This window comes from Paenibacillus sp. FSL R5-0744 (genome assembly GCF_037972555.1).
GTDB lineage: Bacteria > Bacillota > Bacilli > Paenibacillales > Paenibacillaceae > Paenibacillus_AQ.
This window is the reverse complement of record NZ_CP150228.1, coordinates 2,387,666-2,404,838: the sequence shown is the minus strand read 5'-3', so window position 1 is coordinate 2,404,838 and position 17,173 is coordinate 2,387,666. Positions and strand designations below refer to the sequence as shown.

18 protein-coding genes and 1 tRNA gene are annotated in these 17,173 nt (G+C 45.0%); 6 read left to right on the top strand and 13 right to left on the bottom strand.

Annotated features, from left to right (window positions below):
• The first annotated feature begins 37 nt into the window (after positions 1-37).
• On the top strand, positions 38-568 hold the full coding sequence (locus tag MKY19_RS10330) for a hypothetical protein (RefSeq protein WP_339270293.1): 531 nt from the start codon (positions 38-40) through the stop codon (positions 566-568).
• An 84-nt stretch (positions 569-652) separates the two neighbouring features.
• On the opposite strand, the gene MKY19_RS10325 is transcribed toward MKY19_RS10330, so the two are convergent.
• A tRNA-Leu gene (locus MKY19_RS10325) sits at positions 653-736 on the bottom strand.
• A gap of 187 nt (positions 737-923) precedes the next feature.
• Between MKY19_RS10325 and MKY19_RS10320 the strand changes: the two genes are divergently transcribed.
• The gene (locus MKY19_RS10320; RefSeq protein WP_042186902.1) at positions 924-1,370 is read left to right on the top strand and encodes a hypothetical protein; all 447 of its coding nucleotides are present in this window, start codon (positions 924-926) and stop codon (positions 1,368-1,370) included.
• A 74-nt stretch (positions 1,371-1,444) separates the two neighbouring features.
• On the opposite strand, the gene MKY19_RS10315 is transcribed toward MKY19_RS10320, so the two are convergent.
• From MKY19_RS10315 to MKY19_RS10305, 3 genes are all read right to left on the bottom strand, one after another.
• A complete protein-coding gene (locus tag MKY19_RS10315) occupies positions 1,445-1,663 on the bottom strand; it encodes a hypothetical protein (protein ID WP_042186900.1) in 219 nt (72 codons plus the stop codon).
• Between the two features lie 117 nt (positions 1,664-1,780).
• Positions 1,781-2,098: a hypothetical protein gene (locus tag MKY19_RS10310; RefSeq protein WP_036689410.1), complete on the bottom strand. Its 318-nt coding sequence runs from the start codon at positions 2,096-2,098 to the stop codon at positions 1,781-1,783.
• Between the two features lie 101 nt (positions 2,099-2,199).
• On the bottom strand, positions 2,200-2,772 hold the full coding sequence (locus MKY19_RS10305) for a xanthine phosphoribosyltransferase (RefSeq protein WP_076283133.1): 573 nt from the start codon (positions 2,770-2,772) through the stop codon (positions 2,200-2,202).
• A gap of 174 nt (positions 2,773-2,946) precedes the next feature.
• Between MKY19_RS10305 and MKY19_RS10300 the strand changes: the two genes are divergently transcribed.
• A complete protein-coding gene (locus tag MKY19_RS10300) occupies positions 2,947-4,059 on the top strand; it encodes a hypothetical protein (protein ID WP_339802475.1) in 1,113 nt (370 codons plus the stop codon).
• On the opposite strand, the gene MKY19_RS10295 is transcribed toward MKY19_RS10300, so the two are convergent.
• Genes MKY19_RS10295 through MKY19_RS10285 form a run of 3 tightly spaced genes read right to left on the bottom strand, consistent with a single transcriptional unit; the run spans position 4,046 to position 9,734 of the window.
• Positions 4,046-7,291, bottom strand: a complete 3,246-nt coding sequence (locus tag MKY19_RS10295; RefSeq protein ID WP_339802472.1) for an AAA family ATPase — start codon at positions 7,289-7,291, stop codon at positions 4,046-4,048. The two genes, MKY19_RS10300 and MKY19_RS10295, sit on opposite strands and share 14 nt — an antisense overlap.
• Positions 7,281-8,591 (bottom strand): DNA repair exonuclease, encoded by a 1,311-nt coding sequence (locus tag MKY19_RS10290; protein ID WP_339270288.1) that lies wholly within the window; start codon positions 8,589-8,591, stop codon positions 7,281-7,283. Before MKY19_RS10290 ends, MKY19_RS10295 begins: the two co-directional genes overlap by 11 nt.
• A 6-nt stretch (positions 8,592-8,597) precedes the next feature.
• Entirely contained in the window at positions 8,598-9,734 is a 1,137-nt protein-coding gene (locus MKY19_RS10285) for a glycosyltransferase family 4 protein (RefSeq protein ID WP_042186889.1), read from the bottom strand.
• 157 nt (positions 9,735-9,891) lie between these two features.
• Here MKY19_RS10285 and MKY19_RS10280 point away from each other — a divergent pair, with 157 nt between their 5' ends.
• Together MKY19_RS10280 and MKY19_RS10275 are read left to right on the top strand one after the other, a co-directional pair.
• On the top strand, positions 9,892-11,295 hold the full coding sequence (locus tag MKY19_RS10280) for an RsmB/NOP family class I SAM-dependent RNA methyltransferase (RefSeq protein WP_339802468.1): 1,404 nt from the start codon (positions 9,892-9,894) through the stop codon (positions 11,293-11,295).
• A 112-nt stretch (positions 11,296-11,407) separates the two neighbouring features.
• Complete coding sequence (locus MKY19_RS10275) at positions 11,408-11,503, top strand: sporulation protein YjcZ (RefSeq protein WP_197069771.1); 96 nt, start codon at positions 11,408-11,410, stop codon at positions 11,501-11,503.
• Between the two features lie 70 nt (positions 11,504-11,573).
• Here MKY19_RS10275 and MKY19_RS10270 read toward each other — a convergent pair whose 3' ends face one another.
• The 3 genes from MKY19_RS10270 to MKY19_RS10260 are packed head-to-tail and all read right to left on the bottom strand — an operon-like array spanning position 11,574 to position 13,781.
• Positions 11,574-12,164, bottom strand: a complete 591-nt coding sequence (locus MKY19_RS10270) for a class I SAM-dependent methyltransferase (RefSeq protein ID WP_339802465.1) — start codon at positions 12,162-12,164, stop codon at positions 11,574-11,576.
• Between the two features lie 15 nt (positions 12,165-12,179).
• Positions 12,180-12,821 carry a histidine phosphatase family protein gene (locus tag MKY19_RS10265; protein ID WP_076283140.1) on the bottom strand — a complete coding sequence of 214 codons (642 nt, stop codon included), beginning with the start codon at positions 12,819-12,821 and terminating at the stop codon, positions 12,180-12,182.
• Positions 12,822-12,845: 24 nt separating this feature from the next.
• Positions 12,846-13,781 carry a 2-dehydropantoate 2-reductase N-terminal domain-containing protein gene (locus MKY19_RS10260; RefSeq protein WP_339802462.1) on the bottom strand — a complete coding sequence of 312 codons (936 nt, stop codon included), beginning with the start codon at positions 13,779-13,781 and terminating at the stop codon, positions 12,846-12,848.
• A 163-nt stretch (positions 13,782-13,944) separates the two neighbouring features.
• Here MKY19_RS10260 and MKY19_RS10255 point away from each other — a divergent pair, with 163 nt between their 5' ends.
• The gene (locus tag MKY19_RS10255) at positions 13,945-14,514 is read left to right on the top strand and encodes a TetR/AcrR family transcriptional regulator (protein ID WP_042186879.1); all 570 of its coding nucleotides are present in this window, start codon (positions 13,945-13,947) and stop codon (positions 14,512-14,514) included.
• A gap of 5 nt (positions 14,515-14,519) precedes the next feature.
• On the opposite strand, the gene MKY19_RS10250 is transcribed toward MKY19_RS10255, so the two are convergent.
• The 3 genes from MKY19_RS10250 to MKY19_RS10240 are packed head-to-tail and all read right to left on the bottom strand — an operon-like array spanning position 14,520 to position 17,126.
• Positions 14,520-15,503 carry an ATP-binding cassette domain-containing protein gene (locus tag MKY19_RS10250; protein ID WP_231573419.1) on the bottom strand — a complete coding sequence of 328 codons (984 nt, stop codon included), beginning with the start codon at positions 15,501-15,503 and terminating at the stop codon, positions 14,520-14,522.
• Positions 15,504-15,525: 22 nt separating this feature from the next.
• Positions 15,526-16,275 (bottom strand): ABC-2 family transporter protein, encoded by a 750-nt coding sequence (locus MKY19_RS10245; RefSeq protein WP_339802457.1) that lies wholly within the window; start codon positions 16,273-16,275, stop codon positions 15,526-15,528.
• Between the two features lie 29 nt (positions 16,276-16,304).
• Positions 16,305-17,126: an ABC-2 family transporter protein gene (locus MKY19_RS10240; protein ID WP_339802453.1), complete on the bottom strand. Its 822-nt coding sequence runs from the start codon at positions 17,124-17,126 to the stop codon at positions 16,305-16,307.
• Positions 17,127-17,173 lie beyond the last annotated feature (47 nt).

Here is a 17,173-nt window from a genome sequence, read left to right as displayed (position 1 = left end):
TGCCTGGAATATTGTTAATATTTATAGGGGGTACTGTATGGATTATGTGAGGGATTACGCCATGTATGCTTCTATATTCGGTATGTTTAGTTTTAGTTGGTTTGGTTGGGCACAAGAAAACCCCAGATCCAGCTGGCGAAAATATATTGGCATAGCTTCTGGTGTATCCCTTCTCGTCTGCTTGATTGGTGTCTATTTAAGTATGACGAACTGGGATGCTCCCTCCGTATTAAATGACAAGACCTCTTTTGATAATTATCTAATTTCTGTCTATATTGAATTATTGTTGGCTGGTGCTGGAGCTTCTATATTGATGAAATGTAAGTATAATGATTATGTTGCTCCTTGGATTGCCTTTATAGTAGGGATTCATTTTATTGGCTTAAAAAGTGTGTTTAACGATTTCAGTTTATACCTTTTAGCAGCACTTCTGGTTGCAATCTCTATCGTATCACTGTTCATATCTAAAAAACTTAAGGTCGCAAACAGTGCAATTACAGGCATTGGTGCTGGGACAGTTTTGTTCGCCTTCGCTCTATTAGGGTTAATTCGATATTTATCGATCTAAATACGAGTATGCTAAAGTTACCTTCGATTGATTATATTCACAAAAAAAGAAACTCCCTTGATTTCTCAAGGGAGTTTCTTGTGATGCGGTCGAGAGGACTCGAACCTCCACGATATTGCTACCACACGGACCTGAACCGTGCGCGTCTGCCAATTCCGCCACGACCGCACATCATAATGACTACATATCAAACTTGCGGTCACAAGATAGATCATACCATGCTGAGATTAAAGCGTCAATATATTTTCCAGCTTTTCTTATCGATCATTATTTTATGGATAATTATTGCTTTTAATTCCGAATATAAGGTATAATGAGAACAAAAGTTCGCATAATATAAATGAGGTGATTTATAATGGCGACTACGAAGTTGAAGACATCCATTGTTGATGAAGATGTTACTAAAGAAGAACTGTCCCTTGTCAGAAGCTATTTGCTGCTAACGTTTATTCATAAAGTTTTCGAGCGTGACTGCCGTGTAATCAGCAAAAGTGGTCTATTTAAGACCCCTCAGCTTTATATGGAGCTCTTGTCTGGTGCCACTAAGAAAACCTCACTAATGCTTCAAGAGGTTACGCGTGAATTGAGCTCACATGATCTGAAGATCACAACCGTTCGCCAAGATCAACGAGGAGTCGAGGCCTTGTACTCCTGTAGAGGATATCAAGGTGAGATGAATATATTATGGCCAGGATTCCGTAGAGAGATGATGCTACGAATGCGTGCGTATCTCGGACTGTCCACAGAGCTCTCCATACTCTCCAGAGAAGAAAGTGACTCCCAGCTAGCTTTAAGTATTTAATTCGTCAGAGGCTTATATGTAAGCAGAACAGCTCCCCACCCAATTTGGGTAAGGAGCTGTTTTTGCTGCGGAAACTATATATTATCAGGTTCTTTCCTTGGTTCGCTGAAGGGTTGGAATAAATAATTCCGATCCAGCTTTACTACTCGTCTATTCTGACGACGTATCATCACCTGCGAATCATCCCAAGCCAGAACAATCCCTTTTACATCATTGCTTTCTATGCCGTCCCGCACCACACGAATTTTCTCGCCAGAAATTCGGTATGCATCCAATTGTTCATCGCTAATCATCATGAATCCCTCCCTCTGTATAGCTTATCCTATTTTCATCCAGAAAAAAGACCCAAATGAAAAATCATCTGGGTCTCGTATAAGTAATTGACCAATTGCATGTCTACTAAAGCATTCTTATATCAGCGCTTCATTCTTCTCGAACCAGAAATCAAGAACTTTAGCGGACATCACACGTTGCTCCAGATACTCCACTTGGTTTGTTGTGAATTTCTCCCTCCAAGGGAAGGAAAGTTCCTCACATAAACCTTTGATTGTCAGAAGTTCTGACCAAGCTACATAGCGTTTGTACCAAAAAAACTGAGGATGTTCAATCATATAGGGATACAGATCGTCGAATTCCGTGTGTTTGCAATCCAGCGCACGCTCGAAGTGATCCTTGGCCTCGGTTAATTTATCAATAAAAAATTGCTCAGTCACCGGTTCTTTCCCCATTGTGACGCCTCCTCCCTATGTCTGATTTTATTATAAAGGAAAATCTATAGGGTGAAAAGCAGTTGTTTGAAAAATAGGCCTGTTCTTATCTCAAAAACGGGTTATTCCCCAAATTCAATGGTGCCTCCACTAAGAGAAGTAATTCTTACGAGTGACTCCAGTCGGATGCCTTGTTCTTTGATCGTCCGGGCTCCAGCCTGAAAGCTTTTTTCCACTACAACGCCAAGACCTACCAGCTCAGCGCCAGAGCGCTCGATGATCTTAATCAATCCACGTGCTGCATCACCATTAGCAATAATATCATCGATAAAGAGGATTTTATCCTCTGGAGAGATGAATTGGCGAGACAACATAATGTCGGTAACAATACCTTTCGTAAAAGAAGGAACTCTTTCACAAAGTGCGTCCGGATCTGCTAACAGTGTTTTTTTGCGACGTGCAAAAACTAACGGCACCTTTAACTCATATGCGGTGGCAAATGCCACGGCAATGCCCGAGGATTCCACGGTCACAATACGTGTAATTCCGCAGTCCGCAAACCTCCCGGCAAACTCCCGTCCCATTTCCATCGTAAGCTGCGGATCTACCTGATGATTCAACAGTGCATCCAGCTTCAGCACTTCATCCGAAACGACGACACCTTCCTCCAAAATCCGCTGTTTCAACACTTCCATGACTTTGAACCTCCAATACCCTTTATAATCGCAGACGTTCCGTACAAATGAATCACGGAAGTCATGTCCTACTGATCCTCATCATAACCTGTACTATACAGAGTGCACAAGGCAATCCTGCATAGCACACATTATGATTTTTCTTTTGTTCTTAAAACTATTAGGAGGGGAGCCATGAAATCACATGTCCGAACATTACAGATCGCATTCACTTACATTGGCACCATTGTAGGAGCCGGATTCGCCACCGGACAAGAAATATTAAAATTCTTCACTCGTTACGGACACTGGGCAGTCCTGACCATCCTGCTCTCTACTATACTGTTTATATGGCTGGGTACGAAAATGATGGTCATCGCTCGGCGCACAGAAGCAGAGTCTTATGAAGACTTTAACCGACACCTCTTCGGCGACCAAGTCGGAAGCACCATCAGTTTGTTCACGATGGTCATCTTAATCGGTGTCAACAGTATTATGCTTGCAGGCGCGGGCGCTATTTTTCAAGAGCATCTTGGATTTCATTATCAAACAGGGCTAATACTCACGCTGGTTGGTTCTTATTTTCTGCTTAAACGGGGAATTTCCGGTATTCTGCAAATGAACAGTCTGATCGTCCCATTAATGCTTACGCTGTCACTCATCATTATTTTTAATACCTTTCAAATTCCAGGAGCTCAGCGGTTCTTATTCCTAGAAACGGATCGGACAATCTTTGGCGCTTGGATGTCGCCGCTGCTCTACACCGCCTTTAATCTAGGTATGGCTCAAGCCGTATTAGTTCCCATGGCTCGACATACGGATGAAGAAAAATCTCTTGTCTGGGGCGGTATTATTGGAGGTGCCGGAATTGGCTTTATGTTGATCGCCGCACATTTCGCGATGAGCTCCCAGATGCCTGATATTCTCCAATTTGAAATCCCTATGGGCAACATCGCCATCCGGTTGGGTACTGTAGTACAAACTATATATTTGCTGCTGATCTTTTTGGAGATCTTTAGCACTTTTGTCGCTGACATTTATGGTGTCACCATGCAGCTTAAACAACGAATTCCAGTTAAACCCGCATTGATTACACCGATTCTGATGTTGGTCTGTTATTTACTGAGCCAATTTGGCTTTAGCTCTCTACTCTCCGTGTTCTACCCGATCTTCGGAGCTTTGTCGATGGTCTGGGCTGTCATGCTACTACGTACGCCATGGTCTACTCCACCACGTAGCGATTCCTCATCGGGTTCGAGTGGAAAAGGGAACAGCCTTGTATCCATAAAACCAGTTACACGGAAATAACTGCTGCTGTTGGAATGATTCGTGCTGCCGCTTCCGCCACATGCTTGTGACAGGTCATCATCACAATCTGGCGGGAGACCGACAGTTCACCAAGCAGTGAAAGCGCAGCATGAAGACGAGCCTCGTCAAAATTGACGAATAGATCATCGAATAGTAGTGGTAACGATACTTGCCGAGACATCGTCTCTGCAAGTGCCAAGCGGATGGAAAGGTACAACTGTTCTGCCGTCCCACGGCTGAGCAGACCGCTGTCCAGCAGTCCAGCATCTTTGTGTTCCGCTTTTAGTTCTTTATGACCTAGAGTCATAACTACTCTTTTGTATTCCCCTTCGGTCAGCTTGGAGAAATAGTCAGATGCAAGCAAAAGTACCTGCGGTTGCTTCTCCTGTTCATAAATACGGCGGGTTCTTCCGATTAATTCAGCAGTTAATGCTGCTACCGCATACTTATCAGCCACGATTCGCAGAGCAGCTCTCTGCTCTTCCAATTGCTGAATAACAGAGTCCTCCATACAACGCTCTTTCAAATACTCCCTTTCCTGAAGCAGCTTTCCTCGTTGCTCCAGCAGGGTGTTCCACAGTTCTTCTTCCCGTTCAGTTAGCTCTTCAGCTGCCGTACGTTCCTTCTGGAGTGCTGAAGCATCATGATGATCTAATAATAACTGCAAGGCGTTAACTCGCTCATCCTCCCAGCCTCCAAACATGGCTAGCTCCCACTGGCGAATGGATTTATTCAGCTCACTACGCCGCTGTACAGCAGCCGATCTCCTTAAGAAATCCTCCCCGCCTGTTGCTCCGCCTTCGTCCAACAGGTGGTCACGCTGTTCTCTTAACTCACCTAATACCCTATGGCTCTCCTTAAGCTCTTCCAGAAGCTCTTGTAACCGTGACTGAATGCCTTCCCGGCGAACCAGGTCCTTTTTCAGTTCATCCCAAGCTCTTTTTCGAAGTTCCAGCCAGCTTAGTAAAGTTAGTGCAGATCGTCGCTGTCCATCGTGCGGATCCATATCAAAGCTAGTTGCCGCTACACCAGACTCGTCTAAAGGATCAGTACCTGATTCTTGAATGAGAGCAAGCAGCTCCTCCTCGAACACGTTACACTCATCTTCCAGCTCTTTCAGACGTAAAGAGAGCTTATTCTCTTGGCGCAGCAGTTCGTTCCCCTGCTCCACCATAGCGAAGATATCCGGCAACCCTTCCGGAGACAACCCTTCGGGCAATCTGCGCTCACGCAGCCATTCTTCATAGTGCTCAGCAGTTTGCGTAAAAGCCGTCTCTGCCAGGCTCATTTCTTCCGCGAGCAGCTTCTCTTGGCCTGCCAGCGTCTCCAGCTCCGTGCGGCAGGCATCCCGCTCGGCGGCATAGCGTTCAATGCGCTGCCGCCAAGCGGACCAAGCCTCCATGAGCCTGCGAAGCTCCCTCATGGAGGCTTCCAGCCCGCCTGCGTCAGGGCTGGACCCCGGGGCGGCCGATCGCCGCCCCGGCATGGCGCTCTCCGGCTCCGCCCCGGAGAGCAGCTGCCCCCGCAGCCGCAGCATCTCGGCTGCGGCTGTGCCCACGTCCCCGCCCCTCCCGGGCGGGGACGCTTCCGGCCGGCGCGCTCCGCTGAGGCCGGCCCAAAGGGCCAGATCGGCCGCGCCAAGCAGGCCGATCGCGAGCACTGCGCTGACCGGCGGAGCACCGGTCAGCCACAGCGCTGTGGGCAGCAGCACGGTTAGTGCTGCCCCTGCCCACAGCAGGCGCCGGTAGAGCGCGGCCATGCGCTGCGCGCTAGGCCCGTCACTTCCGGCGCCAGGGCCGCGCTGCGGCCCTTCGCTGAGCTGTGCTTCGCGCCAGCGCTCGGCCGCCTGCTGCAGCTCGTCCCACAGCTGCAGCACTTCTCGGGCGCTGCGCGGAGCCAGCTGCGCAAAAGATTCGGCGCCGGTTGCGTGTTCACGCGCCAGCGCCCGTTCTGCTGCCTGCAGCGAAGCTGAGGCAGCGGCCAAGCGGGAACGCAGCGTCTGCCGCGCTGCGCCCTCCGCTTCCATGCGGCGATCATAACTTGCGAACGCCGCCGCAAACCTCCGTGCAGCTTCACGATCCGCCGCTGCACCCGAAAATGCAGTCAGCTCTGCCGCGCTCCAGCTGACATCAATGCCTCGCAGAATTCGCTGCAAATGCTCATTCAGCGCGGTCAATTCACCTTCTAGCCGCTGTCTTTCCGCTCGCAGGTTTTCATAGCTGCTCCGATGGCGATCCAGCCGCTCCAGGGCAGGCCCCTGCGCTGTTAACAATGCATCCGGCGGATTCTGCACCAGCTCAGCCGTAAGCTCACTTTGCAGACGTTCATAACGAGTTACTGCTCCCTGAGCATTCCGAATTTCACCTTCAAGTGCCTGATAGCGAATCGCTCCATCTTCAGGAAAGGTTGTAATCTCTGGCAGGTCCTGCAGCTCGAGCTGCGCATCGCTCCATTTTAACCACAATTCACGAACATCCTGAGCTTTGCGAAGCATCACGAGCTTGTCTCCAGTAAGCTTACGTTGTTGTTCCAGTTGATCTAGCTCAGATTCCGTAACCTTTAATGCTGCTATATTACCGTTATAACGTGGAAGATAAGAGCGGCTCTCCGCCATCTGACGCTCTAGTTTCTCAATAGCCTGAACGATTTTAGCAGCTTCCTGTAGCTTGCCCCGAGGTTTATACAGCTTCTCAGCTTCCTGTACCAATCGGCGTTCCGCACGCATGATCGTTCCACCGCCGCCCATACCCGCGTGAAAGAGAAAGCTGCCCATCTCTTCTGATTGAAGCGCAGCAAGCTCCTGCAGTTCATCGAGAGAGACCGCGAACAATTGATGGAACATGCTCCTAGAGATACCACCAACCAAAAGACGCTCCATTTCAGCTTGTCCTAGCTCTTGCGTTGTTCCATTCGGATGGTTAACCGCGATGTTCAGTTTCTCATTTCTTCCTGAGCCTTCACCACCAGTTGTATGGCGACGAATGGTCCACAGGGCACCATTACTATCACGTGCCTTCAGTATTCCCCCATGTAATCCGCCTTGCATAGGTTCATACCTCTCCGTAGGGTTACCACGACTTGGAATTCCAAACAGCATGGAGCGAATAAACTGTAACGTCGTGCTTTTTCCTGCTTCATTACGTCCATAGAGTATAGTAACTCCTTCCGATAGTTCAATCTCTCGGTTATGCAAACGTCCGAAGCCATGGATCTGCAAATGTTCAATTCTCATCTTCTGGAGCACCCTCCATTCCACCGAGCATGGTGATTCCCTGTTCTGCTGCACTACGAAGCCAACTTAGCTTCTCCTCTTGACTTGTAACCGAGAGCAGCTGTCGCAGCTCCTGATTCTCCATGAGCGGCTTAAGCGCACTGTTTATTAATTCTTCAAGCGCTTCTGCTGAATGTTCCGTACGCTCTGTAATTCGCAGCATTTCGCCAAGAAAGCTATCCTCCTCTAATAACCGTTCACGGTCAATAGCTAACCCGGATTCTACAGCGAATCCTTCCACCCATACAAGTCCCTTATAATCTTTACGCTCAGCACGTACCGCCTCACGGCGCTGGAGTTCAGACAGCAGATCCTCTACCGCTCCTTTTTCAGCTAATACTTTATGTACGTCCCCGCGTCCGATCAGACGAAATCTGACCACTGACATCAGCTCCGGGAGTTCCTCCCTGATATCGTCAATCACCTGCTCTACACTTTGTATCCATTCTGCTTCATTACTCAATCCCTCAATGGACAGATCCCGTACCTGCCAGCGAACATAATCAAGCTCATGAAAATGGGGCGTAGCACTTCCAGCCTCATCAACATCCACAACATAACAACCTTTTGGTCCGGTTTCCTTAATGCTACGTCCTTGTATATTGCCCGGGTATATAATTGCCGGTTTTTCATGCAATACACTACGTTTATGGATATGTCCAAGTGCCCAATAATCAAAACCCCGTTCGATAAGGTCCCTACGACTGCAAGGAGAATACGTCTCGTGCAGTAAATCACCGTCTACATTCCCATGCAGCATAGCAATATGAAACAGACGGCTGCCAGCCTTTCGAGAAAAGGTTACTGCAGTGTTGTCCGTAACTTTCGCAGTCGGATAGGAGATTCCACTAACAATAGCTACTTCTTGACCATCTTTGCGACGGTAAGCCGTGGCGAGATCTGGCTTCTCTCCTCCAAACACGGTAACATGCCTGGGCATTTCTGTAGTCAGACGCAATCCGTCTAGTGGATCATGGTTGCCATGGATCAGAAACACGTGTATTCCTTGCTGACCCAGTTCCTTGAGTGCTTCCTGAAATCGCAGTTGACCCTGTAAGGAAGCGTCAGAAACATCGTATACATCTCCACTGATAACGATAAAATCAACATTCTCTTGGATGGCAACGCGGACAAGCCGCCCAAGGGCGGCGAAGGTCGACTCACGTAAATAAGAACGAATGGCTGGCGAAATATGCGCCAGCCCAGCAAATCGGCTATCCAGATGTAAGTCAGCAGCATGTAGAAATCGAAATGGAATCATAGCTGCTCACCCCTTTGTTCCTGAGGGATACTGTAAGTATGTCTTTTTAAGTTCATTAGCGACACGAGTCAGCGAATACAAGCTTTTCGCTTTATCCCAAGCCGAACGAGAAAGCTCATAACGATAAGCCGGATCAGATATCACCTTCTCTAAAGCGTCAGCAAGAGCAATCTCATCATCAGGACTGACGAGCAGGCCATTCACACCATCTTCAATCTGCTCCGGTATCCCGCCTACATTCGTCCCAACTAAAGCCAAGCAGCTAAGCGCTGCTTCTGCAAACACCGATCCGAAGGCCTCCGCCCGAGAAGGCAGCACGAAAATATCAAAGAAAGGCATGAATTCTTCTGGATGGAGCGTATATCCATAAAAAATCGTTTCATTATAAATCCCTAATTGTTTAGCCATGTTTTCCAAATCCGCACGGGAAGGTCCATCTCCAATAATATGCAGTACATATTCATGGCCGCGATTTTTAAGCTCAGCACAGGCCTTGAGTAAAGTATCAATTCCTTTGGCTGGAACTAGACGAGTCACAGTCACTAGTTGTGGTACAGCGTTGTCATGCGGGACTGGCTTAAACCTTTTCTCATCAAAACCATTCGGTATTACTCCTATATTAGAAGGATCTAGAATATAAGGCGCCACATACTCTGCAAAAGCTTGCGACACAGTCATTAACCGATCACTAACATGCTCAAGTTCGCGGTATAGCGAAACTAGAAACTGATGTTCCAGCCCACCTTCAGAAATAGCTCCATTCAGAATCAGCTCTCGCTCATAACTGGAATGTAAGGTTTGAATTAACGGAGTATTTGGAAATACTTTTTTCATTGCTAAACCAGCAATTGGATGATGGGAATGGATAAGATCATATGTCTTGCTCATTCGTAGTTTAGTCCACCATAGATAATCACGGTAGGTCTGAATATATTTCTGAACGATCTGACTTTCCCCAAACTGGGTCCAATCAAAGGTCTCGAATATGACTTCTTCATGTCCCTTGTTGCGAATCCGCTTAGGTAACCAAAACAAATCCATCTCCCAGCGGCTTGAACGGAACCTTTCCTGAAGATAAGGGATCATGGATGATACACCACCGGGTTGCTCCGGCGGGAAGAAGAGCGCTTGCAGCAAATTCATATGGTACATCCCCTTTACAATTGCCTTACGTACAGTAAGACTTGGCAATTATGATATAGTTGTGTATATGTAGAATTTCAGGTACGATTACGTTCCCCATACCTTGATTTTATCGGTATAAACATGAAACAGCAACTAAGAAAAAGGAGAATGATCTATGAAGGAAGAACAGCTGCCTGCCTCTTACACCGCATATATACAAGAAATGCTGGGGCAAGAGGCAAATGCTTTTCTAGAAAGTTATTCAGCACCACGAACGCAAGGGCTTCGCTTTAATCCATTGAAAAGTATCTCGGATTCAGGTCAAGTCGCAGTAGAACGCACAGTCTCACAGTTTGATCTGAAACCTATCCCATGGTGCCCTGATGGTTATTATTATGAAGAGCCCGCTCGACCAGGCAGGCACCCTTACCATGCTGCTGGACTATATTATATTCAGGAGCCTTCCGCAATGTCCGCAGCTGAACTGCTGGCACCGAAACCCGGTGAAACCGTCCTCGACCTTGCAGCAGCTCCAGGGGGTAAAACTACGCATATTGCTGGTTTAATGCAAGGACAAGGCCTCTTAATTTCTAATGAAATCCATCCAGAGCGCGCAAAAATCCTTGCAGAGAACGTAGAACGTTTAGGCATTAAGAATACCCTCGTAACCTGTGCAACGCCAGAGCAGCTGTCTTCGCGCTTTCCACTTGCCTTTGACCGAATTATGCTAGATGCTCCTTGCTCAGGAGAAGGCATGTTTCGAAAAGATCCAAATGCCGTTCAAGAATGGTCTCCTGACCATGTGGTTATGTGTGCGGCGAGACAATGGGACATCCTGCAGGACGCCTACCTTATGCTTAAGCCTGGGGGTACTCTGGCCTATTCTACTTGCACCTTTAACCGTCAAGAGAATGAGGAGACCATTGCCCGATTGACGGATCGGTACCCCGATATGGAACTACTTACCTGCAAGCGCCTTTGGCCACATTTAGAAAAAGGCGAAGGCCACTTTGTTGCACTCCTACGTAAGCACAGTGTCACCGAAAACGATGTTAATGATGATGCCAAACGCAGCACCAGTAAACGTCGGAATAAAAACAACCCAAAAATTAATTCTTCCGTACGCGATGCGTACCAGTTATTCCAAGACTGGGCTTCGTTAGAGCTTCCTGGTTTCTCATATCAAGGCGTCCCTCTGCTGTTCGGAGAATCCCTATATTTACTGCCTGAATCCTTTAATGGCAACCTCCATACTGGGCTGCTGGATGGTTTGCGTATTCCTCGTGCCGGGCTACATATTGCCCATTTGAAGAAAAATCGGATTGAACCCGCTCACGCCCTAGCGATGGCGATTCAGCACACACAAGTAACACGTAGTTTTGATCTCAGTAGTGGGGGGCTGGAAATACATGCTTGGCTCCGGGGAGAAAGCTTACCAGTGCCGGTTGAATTACATGGATGGACACTTGTAACTTTAGATGGATTGCCGATAAGTTGGGGCAAAGCAAGTGCAGGCCAACTTAAGAATCATCTTCCTAAAGGACTTCGCATCTTAAAAGCCCATATTGACGAGCAATAGGCCATAGACCAGTACATCCAGTCCACTTTGGCATATGATGTCATTATCTCAGAAAGCTGCGACACCCGCCGCAGCACTTGAGAACAAAGACATATGGTAAGGAGGAATTAACATGGGTGAATTTCATGGAGGAGCCTTCACTTCGACTGGAGCGATCTTGGTACTTTTTATCTTGCTCGTAATCATTTCCCGTTCGTTGTTCGTTTAATACCAATCCGGCTAATTAGACGGTGAAATTAAAGCGGCTGTGTCGTCCTTTGTAGGGCGGTGCGGCCGCTTTATTTCTTTCCAGCATAACATCTCCAATTGTTGTTCTCGTGAATATTTACCGTTTGAAAGCCAACTTTCCGAAATAACTGATCTATCTCTTCGTTTTTTGTGTATTGTTTCATGTGATAATTGATTTTATAGACCTCAGAAATAATAACAAACGTTCCGCCTGCCTTCAGCACCCTAAACACTTCACTTATATTTTGTTCAAGATCTGGCCAGAAATAATGCGTCTGAATAGCCGTGATAGTCCCAAAAAATCCATCATTGAACGGTAAAGCCGATACGTCTCCCTGACTAATCTTCACCTTACCTGCGGCAACAGCCTTATTGTTTTTTTGATTGGATGTCTCCACAGCTTGCTGAGAATAATCTATGCCGTAGATTTCCTGATATTTATTATGTTTTGCAAGCATATGTATAGTTTGACCGCCACCACAGCCTATGTCCAAAATAGGTGCGTTGTTCATCACTTCTATTTTTTTAAGCCCCCACGTTGTTATGCTGGAATGTGCCCGGTTCATGATCTTGATCATGATATTCCCCACGAATCCTCTCGGGTTCTTGGCTTGATCGATCAGTGCATTCAATAATCCCATATTTGTACCTCCCAATCAATTGGACAAACCAGCAGCCTGATCACTTGATATATGTTCCGTAAGATTTTCAGCTGTAACTACCCACTTATCTACTTGATACTCTATTTTATGAATACTTGTATATGAAGTCGGGAAATGGGCATTCTTATTGGTCCACGTTAGCCCTTTTAAAATATGATAAATAATATTAATTACGCCACCATGCGTAACCACAATTACATTTTCTTTTGGATCAGTACTTTCCAGTTCATTACATAGTTTTGAGAAACTTGTATTAATTCGCGTAAAAAAATCCTGTGGGCTCTCTCCTCCTGGAAATCTCTCATCCATTCTTAATTCTGAGAAATAGAGACCCGGATATCGTTCATTTGCAATTTCATGGGGCATTCCAGCGATTACACCATTGTTCGTTTCTCTCCAAGACTGACTGCTTTCAACAGGCAAGCTTAGCGCTCTGGCGATCTCATTTGCTGTATCTAACGCACGCTGCAAATCACTGCTAAGGATACGAGTGATGTTAAAGCTAGACTGATTTTCCTTAAGATAACAACCAAGTCGTTCGGCTTGTCTATAGCCCTCTACTACAAGTCCACGTTGACTCCAACCCCCACGATAGCCTTCATCATCTATTCCATGCCGTATAAAATATATAGTCATCGATTGTACACCTCCCAAAAAAGATTATTTTGCATTATACTTCGAGATCGCTTGTTTTTGAAGTCGATCCCAATGGGGCGTCGCAATGTTTGCTTGTTGTTTCAACTTATCAAACGAATTAAACAAAGCTGCAATTTCGCCGAAAGAACCATCTACAAATTTCATAAAGGGTAATTTATGAATTATTTTCAGACCATAGTATACACCCTGTTTATGTTTTCGAATAAAGTCAACTTGACCTGCTGGAGTGATCGTATAGTCTAGCTTCTCCATCATTTGAAACCCTTCGTCCATTACTGAAATGGCTTGTTTTAATAGATTCTTATCTTTAGATACCTTTTTCAAATCCCCGTCATGAAGATAATTAAGGGAGTTCAAAGCCACTATAGGCACGATATGACTTTTGAGCCAAGCATCCATATCCTCATGATAAGTTAGCTTATACTTAGCGTTCTCAAACGCTTTTTCCAGTAAGTGTTTTATTGGGATCTCACCGTCAAGACTGCCAAGTACCATTTGCCCACCTGCGTGTATTTTGATAACTCGACCGCTCGCTTCACGAATTCCTGCGCTAAGCTGAAATCCAAAGAGTATATTTTTTCTTACATCGCTCATTTCCTGAAGATTCTTTTTCATTTCGTGAGCATCGCCATTATTACCCACAAGAATTATATTCTGACTCTGATTTTTAGCTAAAATAGGTAATACGGCCGGAAAATCATTGTATTTCATAACAACAAAAATAAGATCATAGTGATCATCCGGTTGAAGCTCTGAGATGACTTTTACAGAATCCATAGTGTTTTTACATTGAAAATAATGGCGAAGTACAAGACCGTCTTTCGTCAATTGCTCTGCACGCTTCCCTCTGGCAAGCACTGTGACATCGTTTCCCCCACGCACCAGAACATGTGCAAGATAGCTGCCTAAAACTCCCGCTCCAAAAACTAATACTTTCATGTTCAACTCCTCTATCCCTTTTTAGACATTTGTTGAATTTCGATCAACTGTTCGATAAAATCAGATTATCACATCTCCGGTAGGGTTCAATCGTTAGTTTGATCGGTTTTGTTGATTTTTCAACAAAATACAATACATTGTTTAATAAAAAGGGAGTATCACCATGGATAGAAGAATTAAAAAAAACCAAACAGCCATCATGAATGCATTAATTCAACTAATGGCTGAAAAAGATTTTGAAAAAATAACGATTAACGAAATCGCAGAGCGCGCTGATGTAAATCGCGGAACGATTTATTCCCATTATGCAGATAAATATGATCTGATGGATAAATGCCTGGCGGCTCAGCTCCAGCAACTAATCGAAAGCTGCTCCGCTGTGGAGGATGAAACCGAACCCAATCCCTCTAAGGCGTCATTACTCCGCACGCTGGAACAATTGGAGGAGAATGCTCTCTTTTATAAGACTTTATTAAGAAACAAAGCTTTGCTCTCCTTTAGAAACCAATTACAAGATATGATAAATAATCAAATCAAAACACAATTCTTAGAAAACAATTTAAACCTAGATAAGTTAAGTAAGGATATATCCGTACAATTTTTGAGTTCGGCAACTGTCGGAGTGATTGAATGGTGGTTTACCCATAGTAATCCTTGCTCTGCAAAAGAAATTACTGAAAAGTTATGGTCAATGCTAGATCTGAATCTGCAAATGATCCGTTCCCAAGCTTGACAATGTTATCCCATATCCATCTCATAAATGGAGCTGATGATCTTTTCAATTTGGATCTCCTTAATGGATATATCAAGAATCTCTACCTTTTCGCTAAGAATATGAAGAAACTCACCCATTTTACACTGCTCGGTATCGATCTCTAATTCCACTTCGTAATCCGATATTCTTTCCGATATCAGAGTCCCAGGCAGGTCAATATCTCCAATCGTTGTAGCTGCAGAAAGCCTGACCACTTTTTTAGCGCCTAGATGAAGTCGAAGTTCGGAGAACTTATCGTCATATACTTTTTTACCTTGATGAATAATTAGTACTCTTTGTACCAAACGCTCCACATCTTCCAAGTCATGTGTCGTTAGAATAAATGTGGTGCCTTCCTGATTCATTTGCTTAATGAATTCTCTGATTCTTTGTTTAGCTATAACATCCAGCCCGATCGTCGGCTCATCCAAAAAAACCACTGGCGGAGAATGAAGCATTGCCATAATAAACTCGCATTTCATTCGTTCTCCCAGTGAAAGGGTGCGCGTAGGCTTAGTGATAATATCACCAATCTCAAACATGCTAACAAATCGGTCTAGTCTTGTACGAAAGTCATTCGTAGGAATATCATAAATTTCCTTATTCATATAAAAGCTATCCAAAGGAGGAATGTCCCATATTAACTGCGATTTCTGTCCGAACAACACTCCGATTTGCTTTACATATTGATTTTTCTGCTTATGAGGGTTGTATCCTAGAACATTTATTTCTCCTGATGTAGGATAGAGAACGCCTGTCAGCATTTTAATAGTCGTAGATTTACCTGCACCGTTTGGCCCCAGAATGCCAATGATCTCTCCTTTTCCAACACTGAACGAAAGATCTTCTACAGAGGTGATAATCGATTTTTCACGGTGAAACAGACTTTTAAATACGCTTTTTGCATCTTGTCCACGGTGATACGTTTCATATTGCTTAGTTAAATTCTTGACGGTAATAATGTCCAATGTAATTCTCCTTCATACAAATTCATCCTCCGGCACTTTTGTAACTACGAAGCATGTACGTATAGAGCCAAATTCCGAAGGCCGCAAATAACACACAAGGGATAATCGCTATAAAAAAATACGCTTCCCATCGTCCAAGCAGTGTAGATGCAGGAAAGTAAGCAATCATGGAAACCGGAAAAAGAAAAGAACTCACGGCTACGACTGCTTTAGGGAAAATCGTCCCTGGATAGCGTCCAAAAGACTTAATGCTCTCAAACATCTCCGGCAAGCGGGAATTCGCCACCCATTTGAAGGAAATCGCTGCAACAATGAGCGCCACGCCAAACATGACAAGCAGCCCTGCTCCAAACAATAACAGGAACAATAACCAAGAGCTGAAGGTCATCCCATCGATTCCGCTAAGTGCGTAAACGAACATGACTACTCCTCCACCTAAAAGCCCGATACTTTCGAACTCAAAAGATCTGGCCAACAGCAGAAAAAGGCTCGAGGTTGGTTTAATTAATACCACTTCCAGCGTTCCTTCCACTACATGGGACATCGTATTCCACATGATTCCGTTAAAAAAAATCCCGGCACAAGCCGTAGACAAAATGAAAACGGATTGAATTAATAGTGCCTCTTTAAAGGTCCATCCTTCAAATGAAGCATTCGAATTATAGATGAACACCGTTACTAGGGGAAACAATACATTCCCTATGAGCATGATAAGGCTATTAAGAATAAAATTAACGCGATAGGTGATCGCAGAAGCAATATTCGCCTTCATACAAGTTTTGTATATTAGATACATACGTTTCATGCGCCCACCCCCGTAAAATGCTTAAGCGATACCGCATACAACACCCGGCAGACTATTCCGGCAATAATAACGGCTACAAGCTGCAACAACAAAACTTGGGGAATAGGTAAGGTTATATCAGCTAAAGTATAGCTACCTGTATAGACCATTGCAGGCAGAAAGGTCGTATATTGAAACGGTAAGAAAAAGGAAGCCATCTGTAAGGACTTTGGAAAAAAGACTAATGGAATCAGTGATCCTGAGAATATCCCCTCGCAAAGACTGAAAAAGTTACGAATACTGGAGGATTGCACCATCCAAAAGGCCACCATTCCAATACTATAGTGGATGAAAAAATTCATCATGAACGCCATAGCTATCGATAGCATTGCGTATAGTAAATTTGCGGGTAAAACATCAATATGAAAAATAAACAAGAAGATCATAAAGCAGGGTATAAATTCAAATAGAAGCCCAAGTACCCTATGCCCTGCCTTCTGAGACAATGCATAGAACATATGATTCATTGGTCTTAAAGAGAACGTAATGAATTTCCCGGTGCGAATGAGCATTTGCAAGTTCCAATCGGCAAAATCCATGGTCAAGTAGTTGATCAACATCGTGGCGCAAAAATAAGAGAGCATCTGAGAGAGCGACATCCCGTTAATAGAGGATTCTCCGCTATAAACAGCGCTCCATATATAATACTGCACTAAAAAATATACCGGGCCTACAAAAATAGAAACCATCGAATGCGTTCTGTACGCACTCCATTCCTTATAAGTAACAAAAGCAACCGCTCTCATAACGCGAAAGCGGTGCTTTATCTTCTCAAACATAAGTCACATCCTGCCTATCTTTGATATCTCACAACATATAATCTTAT

Bases quoted from the DNA above. Each gene is read 5' to 3' on its own strand.
- MKY19_RS10330 (WP_339270293.1), top strand. From the start codon at position 38: ATGGATTATGTGAGGGATTACGCCATGTATGCTTCTATATTCGGTATG.
- MKY19_RS10320 (WP_042186902.1), top strand. From the start codon at position 924: ATGGCGACTACGAAGTTGAAGACATCCATTGTTGATGAAGATGTTACT.
- MKY19_RS10315 (WP_042186900.1), bottom strand. From the start codon at position 1,663: ATGATTAGCGATGAACAATTGGATGCATACCGAATTTCTGGCGAGAAA.
- MKY19_RS10310 (WP_036689410.1), bottom strand. From the start codon at position 2,098: ATGGGGAAAGAACCGGTGACTGAGCAATTTTTTATTGATAAATTAACC.
- MKY19_RS10305 (WP_076283133.1), bottom strand. From the start codon at position 2,772: ATGGAAGTGTTGAAACAGCGGATTTTGGAGGAAGGTGTCGTCGTTTCG.
- MKY19_RS10300 (WP_339802475.1), top strand. From the start codon at position 2,947: ATGAAATCACATGTCCGAACATTACAGATCGCATTCACTTACATTGGC.
- MKY19_RS10295 (WP_339802472.1), bottom strand. From the start codon at position 7,291: ATGAGAATTGAACATTTGCAGATCCATGGCTTCGGACGTTTGCATAAC.
- MKY19_RS10290 (WP_339270288.1), bottom strand. From the start codon at position 8,591: ATGATTCCATTTCGATTTCTACATGCTGCTGACTTACATCTGGATAGC.
- MKY19_RS10285 (WP_042186889.1), bottom strand. From the start codon at position 9,734: ATGAATTTGCTGCAAGCGCTCTTCTTCCCGCCGGAGCAACCCGGTGGT.
- MKY19_RS10280 (WP_339802468.1), top strand. From the start codon at position 9,892: ATGAAGGAAGAACAGCTGCCTGCCTCTTACACCGCATATATACAAGAA.
- MKY19_RS10275 (WP_197069771.1), top strand. From the start codon at position 11,408: ATGGGTGAATTTCATGGAGGAGCCTTCACTTCGACTGGAGCGATCTTG.
- MKY19_RS10270 (WP_339802465.1), bottom strand. From the start codon at position 12,164: ATGGGATTATTGAATGCACTGATCGATCAAGCCAAGAACCCGAGAGGA.
- MKY19_RS10265 (WP_076283140.1), bottom strand. From the start codon at position 12,821: ATGACTATATATTTTATACGGCATGGAATAGATGATGAAGGCTATCGT.
- MKY19_RS10260 (WP_339802462.1), bottom strand. From the start codon at position 13,781: ATGAAAGTATTAGTTTTTGGAGCGGGAGTTTTAGGCAGCTATCTTGCA.
- MKY19_RS10255 (WP_042186879.1), top strand. From the start codon at position 13,945: ATGGATAGAAGAATTAAAAAAAACCAAACAGCCATCATGAATGCATTA.
- MKY19_RS10245 (WP_339802457.1), bottom strand. From the start codon at position 16,275: ATGAAGGCGAATATTGCTTCTGCGATCACCTATCGCGTTAATTTTATT.
- MKY19_RS10240 (WP_339802453.1), bottom strand. From the start codon at position 17,126: ATGTTTGAGAAGATAAAGCACCGCTTTCGCGTTATGAGAGCGGTTGCT.